This is a genomic window from Caulobacter sp. DMC95, from assembly GCF_056313785.1.
The window spans coordinates 600,410-616,943 of the sequence record NZ_JBQUZP010000002.1 but is presented as its reverse complement, the minus strand read 5'-3'; the positions used below and the strand labels follow the sequence as shown (position 1 = coordinate 616,943).

Annotated in this window: 11 protein-coding genes; 3 read left to right on the top strand and 8 right to left on the bottom strand. The window is 67.1% G+C overall.

Features of this window, described 5'->3' with window-relative positions; translation table 11 throughout:
* Positions 1-39: 39 nt before the first annotated feature.
* The gene (locus ACT53N_RS06895) at positions 40-2,199 is read right to left on the bottom strand and encodes a primosomal protein N' (protein WP_476063200.1); all 2,160 of its coding nucleotides are present in this window, start codon (positions 2,197-2,199) and stop codon (positions 40-42) included.
* A 125-nt stretch (positions 2,200-2,324) separates the two neighbouring features.
* Between ACT53N_RS06895 and ACT53N_RS06890 the strand changes: the two genes are divergently transcribed.
* The 3 genes from ACT53N_RS06890 (at position 2,325) to ACT53N_RS06880 (ending at position 6,110) form a co-directional block, all read left to right on the top strand.
* Positions 2,325-3,005 carry a DUF484 family protein gene (locus ACT53N_RS06890; RefSeq protein WP_476063199.1) on the top strand — a complete coding sequence of 227 codons (681 nt, stop codon included), beginning with the start codon at positions 2,325-2,327 and terminating at the stop codon, positions 3,003-3,005.
* A complete protein-coding gene (locus ACT53N_RS06885) occupies positions 3,002-3,916 on the top strand; it encodes a tyrosine recombinase XerC (protein WP_476063198.1) in 915 nt (304 codons plus the stop codon). Before ACT53N_RS06890 ends, ACT53N_RS06885 begins: the two co-directional genes overlap by 4 nt.
* Positions 3,917-4,088: 172 nt before the next feature.
* Entirely contained in the window at positions 4,089-6,110 is a 2,022-nt protein-coding gene (locus ACT53N_RS06880) for a methyl-accepting chemotaxis protein (protein WP_476063197.1), read from the top strand.
* Between the two features lie 217 nt (positions 6,111-6,327).
* On the opposite strand, the gene lpdA is transcribed toward ACT53N_RS06880, so the two are convergent.
* From lpdA to ACT53N_RS06845, 7 genes are all read right to left on the bottom strand, one after another.
* Positions 6,328-7,728, bottom strand: a complete 1,401-nt coding sequence (lpdA, locus tag ACT53N_RS06875; protein ID WP_476063196.1) for a dihydrolipoyl dehydrogenase — start codon at positions 7,726-7,728, stop codon at positions 6,328-6,330.
* A 203-nt stretch (positions 7,729-7,931) separates the two neighbouring features.
* Positions 7,932-8,279: a DUF3088 family protein gene (locus tag ACT53N_RS06870; RefSeq protein ID WP_476063195.1), complete on the bottom strand. Its 348-nt coding sequence runs from the start codon at positions 8,277-8,279 to the stop codon at positions 7,932-7,934.
* A 95-nt stretch (positions 8,280-8,374) separates the two neighbouring features.
* Complete coding sequence (gene odhB / locus ACT53N_RS06865) at positions 8,375-9,592, bottom strand: 2-oxoglutarate dehydrogenase complex dihydrolipoyllysine-residue succinyltransferase (RefSeq protein ID WP_476063194.1); 1,218 nt, start codon at positions 9,590-9,592, stop codon at positions 8,375-8,377.
* A 58-nt stretch (positions 9,593-9,650) separates the two neighbouring features.
* Positions 9,651-12,614 carry a 2-oxoglutarate dehydrogenase E1 component gene (locus ACT53N_RS06860; protein ID WP_476063193.1) on the bottom strand — a complete coding sequence of 988 codons (2,964 nt, stop codon included), beginning with the start codon at positions 12,612-12,614 and terminating at the stop codon, positions 9,651-9,653.
* A 178-nt stretch (positions 12,615-12,792) separates the two neighbouring features.
* Positions 12,793-13,677 (bottom strand): succinate--CoA ligase subunit alpha, encoded by an 885-nt coding sequence (gene sucD, locus ACT53N_RS06855; RefSeq protein ID WP_476063192.1) that lies wholly within the window; start codon positions 13,675-13,677, stop codon positions 12,793-12,795.
* Positions 13,678-14,877, bottom strand: coding sequence for an ADP-forming succinate--CoA ligase subunit beta (gene sucC / locus ACT53N_RS06850; protein ID WP_476063191.1), 1,200 nt, complete (start codon positions 14,875-14,877; stop codon positions 13,678-13,680). It lies immediately after the preceding gene.
* Between the two features lie 303 nt (positions 14,878-15,180).
* Complete coding sequence (locus ACT53N_RS06845; protein ID WP_476063190.1) at positions 15,181-16,497, bottom strand: spinster family MFS transporter; 1,317 nt, start codon at positions 16,495-16,497, stop codon at positions 15,181-15,183.
* Positions 16,498-16,534: the final 37 nt, after the last annotated feature.

The following is a 16,534-nucleotide window of genomic DNA, read 5'->3' as shown; positions in this document are numbered from 1 at the left end:
CCCCGGGGGTTTTCGTTTGCCGCGCCGCCTCGCAGACGCTCAGAGGAAGCTATAGGGATCGACGTCGATCACCACGCGCACCGAGTTCGGAACCTTGGCCCGCGCCCGCCAGGCGGCCATGAAGCCCTGCAGGTCGACATTGCGCGCGGCGCGCACCAGGAACCGCTTGCGGCGACGGCCGCGCACGAGGGCCAGCGGCGCATCGGCGGGGCCGAACACCTCCACGCCCTCGGCGTTGGGAATAACCGCCGCAAGCGCCTCGACATAGGCGTCCAGCGCCGCCCCGTCCGGCCCCGAGGCGATGACCGCCGCCAAACGCCCGAAAGGCGGAAGACCCGCGTCCTCGCGCATCGCCATCTCGGCCTCGATGAAGGCGTCACGGTCTTGCGCCGCCAGGGCCTGCATCACCGCGTGGTCGGGCGCATAGGTCTGCAACAGCGCGCGCCCGGGCTTCTCGTGCCGCCCCGCCCGTCCGGCCGCCTGGGCGAGAAGCTGGAACGTCCGCTCCCCTGCCCGCAGGTCGCCCCCGCGTAGCGACAGATCGGCGTCGACCACGCCCACCAGGGTCAGGTTCGGGAAGTTGTGGCCCTTGGCGGCGGCCTGGGTGGCCACCAGAATGTCGATCTCTCCGGCCGCCATGCTGGAGACGAGCGCCTTGGCCCCCTCCGCATCCATCACCGTATCGGACGAGAAGACCGCCACGCGCGCGTCGGGGAAGATATGCCGCGCCTCTTCCTCGACCCGCTCCACGCCAGGACCAATCGAGACCAGCGAGTCCTTGGCGCCGCAATGGGGGCAGGCCTCGGGCTTCTTCATCGAAAAGCCCGTCAGGTGACAGACCAGCCGCCCGGTGTAGCGGTGCTCGACCAGCCAGCTGTCGGTGTCGGGCGACTTCATCTTCTCACCGCAGGCCTTGCACAGAACGAGCGGCGCATAGCCCCGCCGGTTCAGAAACAGCATGGCCTGCTCGCCGCGCTGCAGCGTCACAGCCATCGCCTTGATCAGCGGCGGCGATAGCCAGCGCCCCGGTTCGGGCGGAGTCTGACGCATGTCGATCAAGCCGATATCCGGCAACTGCGCCGCCCCGTGCCGAGCCGACAGCCGCAGCCAGCGATAGCGGCCGGTCTGGGCGTTATAGAGGCTCTCCAGCGACGGCGTCGCCGAGGCCAGCAGGACGCTGGACCCCTCGATCTTGGCCCGGGCGACGGCCAGATCGCGGGCCTGGTAGATGAAGCCTTCTTCCTGCTTGAACGAGCTGTCGTGCTCCTCGTCCACGACGATCAGCCGCAGCTTGCGGAACGGCAGGAAAAGCGCCGAGCGGGCCCCGACCACGATGCGCGCGTTCCCGTTGGCGACGGCTTCCCAGACCTGCCGCCGACGCGGCGGCGACACGCCAGAGTGCCACTCGGCCGGGACCGCGCCGAATCGCTGCTCGAACCGCGCCATCACCGCCTGGGTCAGGGCGATCTCAGGCAGCAGCACCAGGACCTGCGCGTCAGGGTCCTTGAGCGCCTCCGCTACGGCTTCCAGATAGACCTCGGTCTTGCCCGAGCCCGTGACGCCGTCCAGCAGGGCGGCCTGGAAGCCGCCGCTGTCGACCATGTCCTTCAGCACCTCGACACAGGCGGCTTGACCCGGGTTCAGGGCGCGCGCCGGCAGCGAAAGATCGGGCTGCGGCAGGCCGCGTTCGGGCTCCACGAGCTCGATGGCCAGCACGCCTTCATCGACCAGGCCTTTGACGACGCCCGCGGAAACCCCCGCCACCGACGCCAGGGCCGCGCCGGAGAGCCGGGCGTTCTCTGCGGCGGCCATCACCTTCAGCCGGGCCGGTGTCACGCGGGCAGGCTGGACGCCCGTCAGCGTCAGCACCTTGTCGGGCTTGGGCGGCGGATGGCGCAGGCCGCGCAGAGCCATGGCCAGCGGCCAGCCGGGGACATCGACCGAATAGCGCGCCGCCCACTCCACAAACGCCAGTGCTCCAGGCGGGAGAGGCGGATCGTCGACCCGCTCCAGGATAGGTTTCAGCGGTCGATTGCCGCCCGCGCCGTCCCTAACCGCCGTCACCACGCCCCGGACCACGCGCGGTCCAAGCGGCACGGTCACATGATCGCCGACGGCCAGCGAGAGGCCTTCCGGTTCGGCGTAGTCAAAGGCCTCCGGCAACGGCATCGGCAGCAGGACGGAAGCAATGCGCGGCATGGCGAGAGCTTCTGCCGCGAAACCGTCCCCAGGTCGAGAGCGTCGGGCGCGGGCGGCATCAAGCCGCTGTTAACCGTCTTGGCGCTTCATCTGGTCGCCTTGAGTCTGTAGCCGGTGGGGACGAGATGAGCGACGCGACGCGAGCGACCAGAACGACGGTCGTGGATGCCGAGAGCGTGCGTGACTTCCTGCGCACCGAGCCGGAGTTCCTCCGTCAGGACGAAAACCTGCTGGGCGAGCTGGGCCTGCGGGTCGACGCGGCGAACGTCGTTGACTTCGGTCCGCGCGCCCTGGCCCGCGCCGCCGCCGCCCATCGCCGCGAAGCCAGCGTGCGACAGGCGATCGAAGCGAATGCGCGCGCCAACTACTCGGCCCAGGCCCAGACCCACGCCGCCGTCATCGACATGCTCGACGCCCGCAACCACTCCGACCTCGCGCGCCGCGTGGACGAGATGGCCCAGCTGCGGTTTGGACACGCCGCCGGCGTGATCGCGCTGGAAGGTCCCAGCCGGGTGCCAGCAGGATGGCGCGCCTTGGCCGAAAGCCAGGTCGACATGCTGTTGGGCGACGCGCCGATCGCGCGCATGGGCTTCTTCGCGCCGGCGCTGCCGCTGTTCGATGAAAAGGCCGAGACGATTCGCAGCATGGCCATCGTGCGCATGGCGATCTGGGAGCCCCGTCGCGAGGCGCTGATCGCGTTCGGCTCGACCGACCCTGAAGGCTTCACGCCGGACATGGGGACGGAGCTGGTCAATTTCCTGGCCCGCGTCGTCGAGCGCACGGCCGAACGCTGGCCCGTCCTGTGAGCGCCCGCCAGGCCTACGCCGCCTGGCTGGACCACCTGACGTTTGAGCGTCGGGCCTCGCCCCGCACGGTGCGGGCCTATGGCGACAACGTCCTGGCCTATCTGAACTTCCTCGAACGCCATCGGGGCGAGACGCTCAGCCTTGCCGCGATGGGTGAGATCTCGGCGGCCGACCTGCGCGGCTATCTGGCCGCCCGCCGCCAGGGCGAGAACGCCCTGGCCCCGCGTTCGCTGTCCCAGGCGCTGTCGTCGATCCGCGCGTTTCATCGCTATCTCGACCAGCGCTACGGCGTGTCTGACGCGGGCGTGGCGCTGGTGCGCGGCCCCCGGCTCAAGATCGGCCTCCCCCGACCGGTGTCCGAAGACCAGGCGCGTGACCTGATCACTGAGGCCGCCGTAGACACCGAGCGCGATCCTTGGGAGACGGCCCGCGATGAGGCCGTGCTGACCTTGCTCTGGGGATGCGGCTTGCGGATCAGCGAGGCCCTCTCCCTGCGCATGAGCGATGCGCCGTTGGCGGCGGCGCTGCGGATCACCGGCAAGGGCGGCAAGACCCGCATCGTGCCCGTGCTGGACGCCGTTCGCGACGCCATTGGGGTCTATCTGGACGAAATCCCGTTCGTGCTGGGCCCGGACGAGCTCCTGTTTCGCGCCAAGCGCGGCGGGCCGCTGTCGCCGCGCCACGTCCAGGGGTTGGTGCAGATCCTGCGCGGACGCCTGGGACTATCCGACCGCGTCACGCCCCACGCCTTTCGACACGCGTTCGCCACGCACCTTCTTGGGGCCGGCGCCGATCTCAGGGCTATCCAGGACCTCTTGGGGCACGCTTCGCTCTCCACGACACAGCGATACACCCAGGTAGACGCTGCAGGCCTTCTGACCGCCTATCAGGCCGCGCACCCAAAAGCTTGATGAAAAGCAAGGTCGCCATCGCGCCTAAGTTGATCGAAGGGCCCGATCCGGGTGCGGCAGACTGTCGCGACGCCTGTCTCAAGGGCGAGCGTTAACCGCGATTTTACCGCGCGAGAGCGTTCTGGAAACTGACATTTGCACGATTGCGCGTCCGCTCGTCGACGAGGCCCCTATGAACTTCGACAACTTGAAGATCTCAACCAAGGTGGCGCTGCCGGCCATCGTGTTGACCATAGTCGCCTTAGTGGTCGTCGGGATGGGGACCTACCAATCCCGTAAAGCTCAAGCGAACGAGAAGATTCTCGTCGAGCAACGGGCGCCGGCCGAACTGGCCACCGCGCGTTTTAATCGGCGGGTCGTGGCGATCGGCTATGCCGCCTACCGGACCGTTTCAAATCCCGGCAGTTCCGCCGAGGCCAAGGCGGCGAGCGAGGAAATCGACCACGCCTATAAGGAAGGCAAGGAGCAGCTAGCGAAGATCAAGGCGGCTGATCCGACTGCCGCAAAGAAGGTCGCCGATTTCGCCGCGCGGTTCGACAAGATCTATACGAGCGCGCGTCAGGGCGCGGACCTTGGCCTGCAGGACGCCAATGAGGCCGCCATCATGGTGATGGCCGTGATCGACCCTGAAATCGCCGCGCTCAACAAGGACGCGGCGGACTTCACCAATAGCCACGCCGACGAGACCGACGCCATGGTGATGGAGTCGCGCAAGGCGGCGGCCGCCAGCACGATCTTCTCGATTATATTCGGCTTGATCGCAGCAGGCGGGGCTCTGCTCTTCGCCCTGTGGATCGGCTCCAAGAAGATCGCCGCCCCGTTGATCGCCACCGCCAAGACCATGGACATCTTGGCCCAAGGCTCGGTCGACGTCGAAGTGCGCGGCGCCGATCGCAAGGACGAGGTCGGCGCCATGGCCCGCTCGGTCCAGGTGTTCAAGGACAACGCCGTGGCCCTGCGCACCGCCGAGGCCGCGCAGCAGCGCGCAAGCGCCGAGGTCGAAGCCGAGCGTCGCCGCAACCAGGAACTGGCCGAGGCCGCCGCCAAGGAGCAGGCGTTCGTGATGGAAGCCATCGCCGGCGGGCTGGCCCGCCTGTCGGACGGCGACCTGACCTATCGCCTGGATCAGCAATTCCCAGAGGCCTACAAGCGCCTACAGACCGACTTCAACGGCGCCATCGCCCAGCTGGAAGAGGCCATGGGCACCATCGTCCACGCCGCCAGCAGCATTGGCGCGGGCTCGGATGAGATCGCCTCGGCCGCCGACGACCTTTCGCGCCGCAGCGAGCAGCAGGCCGCCAGCCTGGAAGAAACCGCCGCGGCTCTGGATGAGATCACCGCCACCGTGCGGCGTTCGTCGACCGGAGCGCAGGAAGCTTCCAAGGTGGTCGGCTCCACCCGTTCGGACGCCGAGCGCTCCAGCGTCGTGGTGCGCAACGCCGTCGACGCGATGAACCAGATCGAGAAGTCCTCGCAGTCGATCAGCCAGATCATCGGCGTCATCGACGAGATCGCTTTCCAGACCAACCTTCTGGCCCTGAACGCCGGCGTCGAAGCCGCTCGCGCCGGCGAGGCCGGCCGTGGCTTCGCCGTGGTCGCCCAGGAAGTTCGCGCCCTGGCCCAACGCTCGGCCGACGCGGCCAAGGAGATCAAGACCCTGATCTCGACCTCGTCCCAGCAGGTCAATCAAGGCGTCGCCATGGTCGGCCAGACCGGCGAGGCCCTGCAGGCCATCGTGGTCAAGGTCGGCGAAATCGACGCCCTGGTCAGCGAGATCGCAGCCTCGGGCCAGGAACAGGCCACGGGCCTCAACCAGGTCAACGCCGCCGTCAACCAGATGGACCAGACCGTCCAGCAGAACGCCGCCATGGTCGAGCAATCGACGGCCGCCTCGCATGCACTCAAGAGCGAAGCCGGCAACCTGATGCAGATGATCTCGAAGTTCCGCGTCAAGGGCTCGGCGAGCATCGCCGCCGCCGGCGGTTCCAAGCGCGCTAGCCGCTCGGTCGCCCCGCCGCCTGCCGCACCGCGCGCTTCGGCCCCCGCCCCGGCGCCGTCCTCGTACTCGGCGTCGCCCGGCCCCGCCCTCGCCAGTTCGGCCAGCCGCCCGGGCGCTAACCCGGTCGCCGCCGCCCAGGCCAAGCTGGCCAAGGCCGTCGGCGCGTTGTCCAGCGACGACTGGGAAGAATTCTAAATCGTTTCAGTACGCGTAAGCCCCGCCGCCCCTCTGGCGGGGTTCCTCCCCTCGAAAAGCAGACTGGCCCCGCCTTCCCTGAAAGGCGGGGCCATTTTTCTGCGTGGAGGATCTGATCGTCGCGGCCAGACACAAAAATGGCGGGGCCCGTGCTCCGAGCCCCGCCATACTTGTCTCTAAACGATTGTCGCTCCCGCGAAGCCGGGGCGACCAGGCCTTAAGCCTGCATCGTCCATCCTTCGACGCCCATGGCCGCCTGGCGCAGGGCTTCCGAGCGGGTCGGGTGCGGGTGGCAGGTCCGGGCCACGTCTTCCGAAGCGCCGCCGAACTCCATGGCCACGCAGTACTCGGCGATCATGTCGCCGACGTTCGGGCCCACCATGTGGGCGCCCAGGATGCGGTCGGTCTTGGCGTCGGCCAGGATCTTCACGAAGCCGTCGGTCTCGTGGTTGATCTTGGCGCGGCTGTTGGCCAGGAACGGGAACTTGCCGACCTTGTAGGCGACGCCCGCGGCCTTCAGCTCGTCCTCGGTCTGGCCGACCGTGGCCACCTCGGGACTGGTATACACCACGCCCGGGATGATGCCGTAGTTCACGTGGCCGGCCTTGCCCGCGATCAGCTCGATGCAGGCCACGCCTTCGTCCTCGGCCTTGTGGGCCAGCATCGGACCCGAGGTCACGTCGCCGATCACCCACACGCCCGGGGCGCCGGTCTTGAAGTGGTCGTTGGCGATCACGCCGCGCTTGTCCGGCGTGATCCCGACCGTCTCCAGGCCAAGGCCCTGGGTGTAGGGACGACGGCCGATGGCGACCAGCACGTAGTCGGCCTCGATCGTCTGAGCGTCGCCGCCGGCGACCGGCTCGAAGCTCAGCTTGACGCCCTTGGCGCCGGCTTCAGCGCCCGTGACCTTTGCGCCCAGCTGGAACTTGAAGCCCTGCTTGACCAGGATCTTCTGGAAGGCGTTAGCCACTTCAGTGTCGGTGCCCGGCAGGATACGGTCCAGATACTCGACCACGGTGACCTCGGCGCCCAGGCGCTTCCAGACCGAGCCCAGCTCCAGGCCGATGACGCCGGCGCCGACGACCACCAGACGCTTGGGCACTTCCGGCAGCGACAAGGCGCCCGTGGAGTCGATGATGCGCTTGTTGTCGACGCTCACGCCCGGAAGCGGGGTGGGCTCCGAGCCGGTGGCGATGACGATGTTCTTGGTCTCGAGGGTGGCTTCCGAACCGTCCTCGGCCTTGACCACGACCTTGCCGGCGCCGGCGATCCGGCCCCAGCCCTTCACGTACTCGACCTTGTTCTTCTTCATCAGGAACTCGACGCCCTTGGTCAGGGCTTCGACGCTCTCGGCCTTCTGGGCCATCATCTGGGAGAGATTCAGCTTCGGCTTCACCTCAATGCCCAGCTTGGCGAACTCAGGGCCCGTCGCGGCGGCGTACAGCTCCGAGGCGTGCAGCAGGGCCTTGGAGGGCATGCAGCCGACGTTCAGGCAGGTGCCGCCCAGCTTGCCGCGTCCCTCGATGATCGCGACCTTCAGGCCAAGCTGGCCGGCGCGGATCGCCGCGTTGTAGCCACCAGGACCGCCACCGATGATGACGACGTCGTACTGAGCCATGGGTCTATCGCCTTCAGGACGCGCCATAAGCGGCGCCGGACAAATGTAGGGCCTCGCCGGCCGCTTTGTCAGACCTCTGGAGGCGCGTGTTCCTTAGAGGGAACCCGGCTAAAACGGAACCCGCTTTCGACGCGTGCGGCCTTGAATCGCAAGGGAAATGGCCGACTGCGCCGCCATCGCGCGCGCGTTCGGTCCGGCGCTTGTTACGAGAGTGGCGAAGCCAGCCCATGGCGCTCCGCCAGCCATCGCGTGATCGGCCGCGCGTCGGTCAAAAAGGACAAGCCTCTCGAAGACTGGATCTCGCCTTGCGGACCGCCGTCGGCCGAAGCCTCCGCCAGGATCAAGGTCGGGGCGTTCTGGTGATCTTCCCCCAGGCGCTCGACCAGTGCGGCGCGAGGACGGGCGTAGTCGACATAGACGATCTCCAACGCCTCGCGCAGCGCCGGATAGGTCGCCAAGTACCCTTCCATCATCGCGCAGTCCGGACAGAAGCGTTGCGCGCCGTCCTTCTCGAAAGCCGGCTTGAGCAGATACAGCGTGTCCTTGGCCATGGCGTGGGTCCCAGAAAGGCGAACGGCCCCGACGTAGGACGTCGGGGCCGCAAAAGCAAAGAAGCCCGCCGATGAAGGCGGGCTTCCCGAGTCTCTTAGAGCTCCAGCAGCAGCCGCTGCGGGTCTTCGATGGCTTCCTTGACCTTCACGAGGAAGGTCACGGCGCCGGCGCCGTCGACGATGCGGTGATCGTACGAGAGGGCCAGGTACATCATCGGGCGGATCTCGATCTTGCCGTTGATGACCATCGGGCGTTCCTTGATGGCGTGCATGCCCAGGATCCCCGACTGCGGCGCGTTGAGGATCGGGGTCGACATCAGCGAACCGTAGATGCCGCCGTTGGTGATCGTGAAGGTGCCGCCCTGCATGTCCTCGATGGCCAGCTGGCCGTTGCGGGCGCGCTTGCCAAGGTCGCCGATGGTCTTTTCGATACCGGCGAGGTTCAGGGCGTCAGCGTCACGGACGACCGGAACCACCAGACCCTTGTCGGTGCCGACGGCGACGCCGATGTCGTAGTGGTTCTTGTAGATGACGTCCTGACCGTCGATCTCGGCGTTGACGTCCGGGATCGCCTTCAGAGCGGCCACGCAGGCCTTCACGAAGAACGACATGAAGCCCAGCTTCACGCCGTGCTGCTTTTCGAAGACGTCCTTGTACTGGGCGCGCAGGGCCATCACCGCGCTCATGTCGACCTCGTTGAAGGTCGTCAGCATGGCGGCGGTGTTCTGGGCTTCCTTCAGGCGGCGGGCGATCGTCTGACGCAGGCGCGTCATCTTCACGCGCTCTTCGCGCTCGTGCAGGGCGCGCGGCGCGGCGGCGGCGGCGGCCGGAGCCGGGGCGGCGGCGCGGGCTTCCAGAGCAGCCAGGGCGTCGCCCTTGGTCACGCGGCCGTCCTTGCCCGTGCCCGCGACCTTAGAGAGGTCCAGACCGCTTTCGGCCGCGATGCGGGCCGGAGCCGGGCTGACCGGGGCGGCGGCGGGCGCAGCGGCCGGAGCCGGAGCAGCGGCGGGCGCAGGCGCCGGCTTGGGCGCTTCAGCCTTCGGAGCCGGGGCGGCGGCGGGCGCGGCCGAGGCGGTCGCGCCTTCGGCCACGACGCCCAGGACCGTGCCCGGAACGACCGTCGCGCCTTCCTCGGCGCCGATCGCCGATAGCACGCCGTCGGCGGGCGAGGCGACTTCGAGCGAAACCTTGTCGGTTTCCAGCTCGACGAGGATCTCGTCCTTCTTCACGGCCTCACCGACCTTCTTGGTCCAGCGCGCCACCGTGGCTTCGGTGACGGATTCGCCGAGGGCGGGCGTATTGATGTCGGCCATGGGGCTTTCCGAGTCTCTCTTGCTTGGTCCGGCGGGTTTGTTGGTAACGGGGCCTCGCTTACGCGAAGGCCTCGTTGAGGAAGGTTTCGAGCTCTTTCAGGTGGCGGCTCATCAGGCCTGCGGCCGTCGATGCCGAAGCCGGGCGGCCGACGTACTTGGCGCGCTTGGCCTTGATGTCCAGCTTGTCGAGCGTCATTTCCAGCCAGGGATCAACGAACGTCCAGCCGCCCATGTTCCGGGGCTCTTCCTGACACCAGATCAGGTCGGCGTTCTTGAAGCGTCCCAGCACGTTCATCAGCGACTTCATCGGCCACGGATAGAACTGCTCCAGACGCAGCAGATAGACGTCGTCACGGCCGAGCTTTGCGCGCTGGTCGACGAGGTCGAAATAGACCTTACCCGAGCAGACAATCACGCGCTTGATCTGATCGTCGCTCTTCAGCGTGATGCCACCCACGTCGCAGCCGGCCTCGGCGCCGTCCACCATCACGCGGTGGAAGGCCGAGCCTTCGGCGAAGTCCGACAGGTTCGAGACAGCCCGCTTGTGGCGCAGCAGGCTCTTGGGGGCCATGACGATCAGCGGCTTGCGGAATTCGCGGTGCATCTGACGACGCAGGGCGTGGAAGTAGTTGGCCGGGGTCGTGCAGTTGACGACCTGCATGTTGTCTTCCGCGCACGACTGCAGGAAGCGCTCCAGGCGCGCCGAGCTGTGCTCGGGGCCCTGGCCTTCGTAACCGTGCGGCAGCAGCATCACGAGGCCGCTCATCCGCAGCCACTTGCGCTCGCCCGAGCTGATAAACTGGTCGATGACGACCTGGGCGCCGTTCACGAAGTCGCCGAACTGGCCTTCCCACAGGGTCAGGGTGTTCGGATCGGCCAGCGAGAAGCCGTATTCGAAGCCCAGCACCGCCTCTTCCGACAGCGCCGAGTCGATCACTTCATAGTGCGCCTGACCGGGGCGGATGTTGTTGAGCGGCGTGTAGTGCTCTTCGGTCTTCTGGTCGATGATGTCCGAATGGCGCTGGGTGAACGTGCCGCGCACCGAGTCCTGACCCGACAGGCGGACCGGAATGCCTTCATCGAGCAGGGTGGCGAACGCCAGGTGCTCGGCCGCGCCCCAGTCGATGCCCTCGCCCTTCTCGAACGCGTCGCGACGGTTCTCGATGGCGCGGCGCACGGTCTTGTGCGCGTCGATGCGCTCGGGGATCGTCGTGATCTGGCGGCCCAGTTCGCGCAGCCGCGTCGCCGGGAAGGCCGTCTTGCCGCGACGATCCTCGTCGCCCGGCAGGGTCAGGCCGGCCCACTTGCCGTCCAGCCAATCAGCCTTGTTGGGCTTGTAGGTCTTGCCGGCGTCAAACTCGGCGTCGAGGAACTTCTCGAACTCCGAGACCCAGCCGTCGCTGTCGGCCTGGGTGATGACGCCCTCGGCGATCAGGCGGTTCGAGTAAAGCTCACGCGTCGGGGGGTGACCCTTGATCTTCGCGTACATCAGCGGCGACGTCATGGTCGGGTCGTCGCCTTCGTTGTGGCCGAAGCGACGGTAGCAGACCATGTCGATGACCACGTCCTTGCCGAACTTCTGCCGGTACTCGGTGGCGACCTTGGCGGCGAAGACAACGGCTTCGGGATCGTCGCCGTTCACGTGGAAGATCGGGGCCTCGACCATCAGCGCCATGTCGCTCGGATACGGCGAGCTGCGCGAATAGCGCGGGCTGGTGGTGAAACCGATCTGGTTGTTGACGATGAAGTGGATGGTGCCGCCCGTGCGGTAGCCCTTCAGGCCCGACAGGGTGAAGCACTCGGCCACCACGCCCTGGCCGGCGAAGGCGGCGTCGCCGTGCAGCAGCAGCGGCAGCACATGGCCACGGCCGGCGTCCGGCTGTTCGCGCAGGGTGAAGGCCTGCTTGGCGCGGGCCTTGCCGATCACGACCGGGTTGACGATTTCCAGGTGCGACGGGTTGGCGGTAAGCGACAGGTGGACCTTGTTGTCGTCGAACTCACGGTCCGACGAGGCGCCCATGTGATACTTCACGTCGCCCGAGCCCTCGACGTCCGAGGGCACCGACGAGCCGCCTTGGAACTCGTGGAAAATGACGTGGTAGGGCTTGCCCATAACGGCGGCCAGCACGTTCAGGCGGCCGCGGTGCGGCATGCCCAGGACGATGTCCTTCACGCCCAGCGCGCCGCCGCGCTTGATGATCTGCTCCAGCGCCGGAACCATCGCCTCGCCGCCGTCCAGGCCGAAGCGCTTGGTGCCGGGGAAGCGCTTGTGCAGGAACTTCTCGAAGCCCTCGGCCTCGATCAGCTTCTTCAGGATGGCGACCTTGCCCTCCTTGGAGAAGGTGATTTCCTTGTCGCGGCCCTCGATGCGCTCCTGCAGCCAGGCCTTCTCGGCCGGGTCGGAGATGTGCATGTACTGCACGCCGACATTGCCGCAGTAGGTGCGGCGGACGATCGACAGGATCTCGCGGACGGTGGCCGTCTCCAGGCCCAGCACGTAGTCCAGGAAGATCGGGCGGTCGTAGTCGGCTTCCGAGAAACCGTACGAGGCCGGGTCCAGCTCGCTGGCGTCCTTGGGCGGATCCAGGCCCAGCGGGTCGAGATTGGCGGCCAGGTGACCCCGCATCCGGTAGGCGCGGATCATCATGATGGCGCGCAGGCTGTCCAGCGTGGCGGCGCGGACGGCCTCGGCGTTGGCGCCGGGCGCCTTAGCCTCGATGGCCTTGGAAACCTTGGCTTCGACGGCGGGGGCGACGGTGGCCCACTGGCCATCCAGGGCCGACAGCCAGTCCGGACGGACGGTGGCGACCTTCTTGGGGGTCCAGGCCGGATCTTGCGCGGCGCGCTTAACCTGGTCGGCCTGTTCCTGCAGGCTGGCGAAGAAGGCGTTCCACGAGGGCTCGACCGAGGCGGGATTCTCCGCCCACTGGGCGTAGAGATCTTCCACGAACGCCGCATTGGCGCCGTAGAGGAAGCTGGTCTCGGTCAAGACCTGGTTGATGATGCCTGCGTCGTCCGCCATGGATTTGTCGCCTTCAGATCCGCTGCTTACGGGAGCGCTACCGCACAGCCCGTAAATATAGTCTCTCAATCACCCGGGCGCCCGTCGCTTAGCGGGGGCCCAGGTGATTTTTTCGGATCGTCGACTGGCGGTCGCAAAAAACCTGGGCCCCGCGCGAGGCGGGGTCTCGGTGTCTAGTTTAGCCCTTCAGGACTTCCAGCAGGGTCTCGCCCAGCTTGGCCGGCGACGGTGAGACGCGGATGCCCGCCTCTTCCATCGCCGCGATCTTGTGCTCGGCGCCGCCCTTGCCGCCCGACACGATGGCGCCGGCGTGGCCCATGTGACGACCGGGAGGAGCCGTGCGGCCGGCGATGAAGCCGACCATCGGCTTCTTGCGACCGCGTTTGGCTTCGTCCTTCAGGAACTGGGCCGCTTCTTCTTCGGCCGAGCCGCCGATTTCACCGATCATGACGATCGACTTGGTGGCTTCGTCGGCCAGGAACATTTCCAGGACGTCGATGAACTCGGTGCCCTTGACAGGGTCGCCGCCGATACCGACGGCGGTCGTCTGGCCAAGGCCCGCGTTCGTGGTCTGGAACACCGCTTCATAGGTCAGGGTGCCCGAACGCGACACGACGCCGACCGAGCCTTCCGAGAAGATCGAGCCCGGCATGATGCCGATCTTGCACTGCTTGGGCGTCAGCACGCCCGGGCAGTTCGGGCCGATCAGGCGCGACTTGGAGCCAGCCAGAGCCTTCTTGACCTTGACCATGTCCAGCACCGGGATGCCCTCGGTGATGCAGACGATCAGCGGGATCTCGGCTTCGATGGCTTCCAGGATCGAGTCGGCCGCGAAGGGCGGCGGGACATAGATCACCGAGGCGTCGGCGCCGGTGCGGTCCTTGGCTTCGGCGACGGTGTCGAACACCGGCAGGCCGATGTGGGTTTGACCGCCCTTGCCCGGGGTGACGCCGCCGACCATCTGCGTGCCGTACGCGATGGCCTGCTCGGTGTGGAACGTGCCTTGAGCGCCGGTGATGCCCTGGCAGATGACCTTGGTGTGGGAACCGATCAGAACCGACATTTAGCGGGCGCCCTTCACAGCGGCGACGATCTTCTCGGCGCCGTCAGACAGATCGTTGGCGGCGATGACGTTCAGGCCGCTTTCCGAGATGATTTTCTTGCCGAGTTCGACGTTGGTGCCTTCCAGACGGACGACCAGCGGAACCTGGAGACCGACTTCCTTCACGGCGGCGATGACGCCTTCCGCGATGATGTCGCAGCGCATGATGCCGCCGAAGATGTTGACCAGGATGCCCTTCACGGCCGGATCGGCGGTGATGATCTTGAAGGCCGCGGTGACCTTCTCCTTCGAAGCGCCGCCGCCGACATCAAGGAAGTTGGCCGGCTCGGCGCCGTACAGCTTGATGATGTCCATGGTGGCCATGGCCAGACCGGCGCCGTTGACCATGCACCCGATTTCGCCGTCGAGGGCGATATAGGCCAGGTCGTACTTGCTGGCTTCGATTTCCTTGGGGTCTTCTTCGCTCTCGTCGCGCAGCGCCTTGATGTCCGGGTGACGGAACAGGCTGTTGCCGTCGAACGACAGCTTGGCGTCGAGGACGCGCAGGTGATCATCCGCCGTCACGATCAGCGGGTTGATCTCCAGCATGGCCATGTCCTTGGCCATGAACGCCGTATAGAGCTGGTTCAGCAGCGAGGCGGCTTCCTTGGCCAGACCGCCGGTCAGGCCCAGAGCCTTGGCCAGGGCGCGCTGATGGGTCGGCCACACGCCCGTCGCCGGGTCGATGGTGAAGGTGTGGATCTTCTCGGGCGTCGAGTGAGCGACGTCTTCGATGTCCATGCCGCCTTCGGTCGAAGCGACCACCGAGACCTTGCTCGAGGCGCGGTCAACCAGCAGCGACAGATAGAATTCCTTGGCGATCGCCGCGCCTTCTTCGATGTAGAGGCGGTTGACCTGCTTGCCCTTGGGACCCGTCTGGTGCGTCACAAGGACGCGGCCCAGCATTTCCTCGGCGTTCGAACGGACTTCGTCGACCGACTTGACGACCCGGACGCCGCCCTTGGCGTCGGGGCCCAGGCCCTCAAACTTGCCCTTGCCACGGCCGCCGGCGTGGATCTGGCTCTTCACGACGAAGACCGGCCCGCCCAGCTTTTCGGCGGCGGCGGCGGCTTCATCGGGCGTGAACGCGGCGAAACCGCGCGGCACGGGGGCGCCGAACTCGGCGAGTACGGCTTTGGCTTGATGTTCGTGGATGTTCATGTGGGCCCGGTCTCGACGACGGCTTTCTGAAATGTGGCCGGGTTATAGGAGCGCTATTTCGCAGGCGCAACCGCGCGCGGACGATAAGGTGAAGGCTTGCGCGGTTATCTTGTCCGATAGGCCGCAGTCGCCGTCTGTTTGGGCGGGCGCGGCAAGGAAGCCCTTGACGGGGCGGCATTGTTACCGGTCCCATCCCTTTCACGCCACAGTGCTGGTCGAGCGACTTGAGAGCGTCCGCGCAATGGCAACGTTGTCATTGCGGGAATGCAGCCTCAGACGGTCGACGTAACGGCCCTGCGGGCCCTACTCAGCCCAGTCCTTTTGCAGGCGACGCGAGGCGATGATCAGCAGAGCGGCGGCGAGGACATAGAAGCCAAGCCCGTAGTAGAGCGCGTAGCGCATCGACTCCGCGCCATAGCGCGGGGTGAGCAGGTCCGACACAAAGCCGAAGAACCAGAGCCCGACCGCCAGGCCCAGTAGATTGTTGATCAGCAGGAAGAGCGCCGAAGTGGTCGTCCGCATCGACGCCGGCGCCAGATGCTGCACAGCCGCCACCACCGGACCCAGCCACGCCAGGTTCAGGCCCGTCGGGATCAGAAAGAGCAGGAACGCCACGACCATCGACTGGACGTTCATCGCCAGCAGGAAGCACGGCAGAGCCACCAGGAAGCAGATCGCCGGCGCCAGGGCGTAGGCGGCCTTGTTCTTGGCGCCGAAGCGGTCGGCCAGAACGCCGCCCAGCCAGATGCCCGCCACGCCGCCGATCAGCGACAGAGCGCTGTAGTAAAGCGCGCGGTCGGTCAGCGAGAGCCCGAAGCTGCGCTGGAAGAAGGTCGGCAGCCAGAACGCCACGCCATAGCCGCAGATCGACGAGCAAGCCGCGCCGAACGACAGCAGCCAGAAGCTGGGTTTGGGCATGATGGTGGCCAGCACCTGGCCGAACGCCGGCGCCTTGGGCGGCTCGATCGGCGCGACCTCGCCGGGCGCGCGGTCGAGACCGCCGCGCACAGGGTCCTTGACCACCCACTTGAAGATCGGCGCAAGCACGACGCCAGCCAGACCGACAGCGATGAAGGCGAAGCGCCAGTCGACATAGGCGGCGATCAGGCCGCCGAACAGCACGCCCAGCGCCGTGCCCAGCGGAATGCCGAAGGAATAGACCGCAAGCGCCCGGGCCCGCTGCTCCTTGGGGAAGTAGTCCGCAATCAGCGAGTAGGCCGGCGCCACGCCGCCCGCCTCACCGACGCCGACGCCCATGCGCGCCAGGAACAGACTCCAGAAGCCGCCGGCAAGGCCGCAGGCGACGGTGAAGCCGCTCCATACAGTCAGGGCCACGGTCATGATCCAGGTGCGGCTGACCCGGTCAGCCAGCCAAGCCAAAGGCACGCCCAGCGTCGTGTACAGCGCGGCGAAGGCGACCCCGCCCATCAGGCCCAGCTGGGTGTCCGTCAGATGCAGCTCGGCCTTGATCGACCCAGCCAGGATCCCGAGGATCTGCCGGTCGAGGAAGTTGAAGGTGTAGGCCAGGATCAGCATGGCCAGCACCACGTAGCGGTAGCGGCCGCCCCGCCCGGCCGTTTCGGCCTTGTTCACGTCCTCGCTCATGCTCGCCCTCCTCAACGCCCGTCCAGATACAAAAAGGGCGGGACCTGTTGCA

Excerpts from the sequence above, each read along its gene's own strand:
- ACT53N_RS06895 (WP_476063200.1), bottom strand. The coding sequence starts at position 2,199 with ATGCCGCGCATTGCTTCCGTCCTGCTGCCGATGCCGTTGCCGGAGGCC.
- ACT53N_RS06890 (WP_476063199.1), top strand. The coding sequence starts at position 2,325 with ATGAGCGACGCGACGCGAGCGACCAGAACGACGGTCGTGGATGCCGAG.
- ACT53N_RS06880 (WP_476063197.1), top strand. The coding sequence starts at position 4,089 with ATGAACTTCGACAACTTGAAGATCTCAACCAAGGTGGCGCTGCCGGCC.
- lpdA (WP_476063196.1), bottom strand. The coding sequence starts at position 7,728 with ATGGCTCAGTACGACGTCGTCATCATCGGTGGCGGTCCTGGTGGCTAC.
- ACT53N_RS06870 (WP_476063195.1), bottom strand. The coding sequence starts at position 8,279 with ATGGCCAAGGACACGCTGTATCTGCTCAAGCCGGCTTTCGAGAAGGAC.
- odhB (WP_476063194.1), bottom strand. The coding sequence starts at position 9,592 with ATGGCCGACATCAATACGCCCGCCCTCGGCGAATCCGTCACCGAAGCC.
- ACT53N_RS06860 (WP_476063193.1), bottom strand. The coding sequence starts at position 12,614 with ATGGCGGACGACGCAGGCATCATCAACCAGGTCTTGACCGAGACCAGC.
- sucD (WP_476063192.1), bottom strand. The coding sequence starts at position 13,677 with ATGTCGGTTCTGATCGGTTCCCACACCAAGGTCATCTGCCAGGGCATC.
- sucC (WP_476063191.1), bottom strand. The coding sequence starts at position 14,877 with ATGAACATCCACGAACATCAAGCCAAAGCCGTACTCGCCGAGTTCGGC.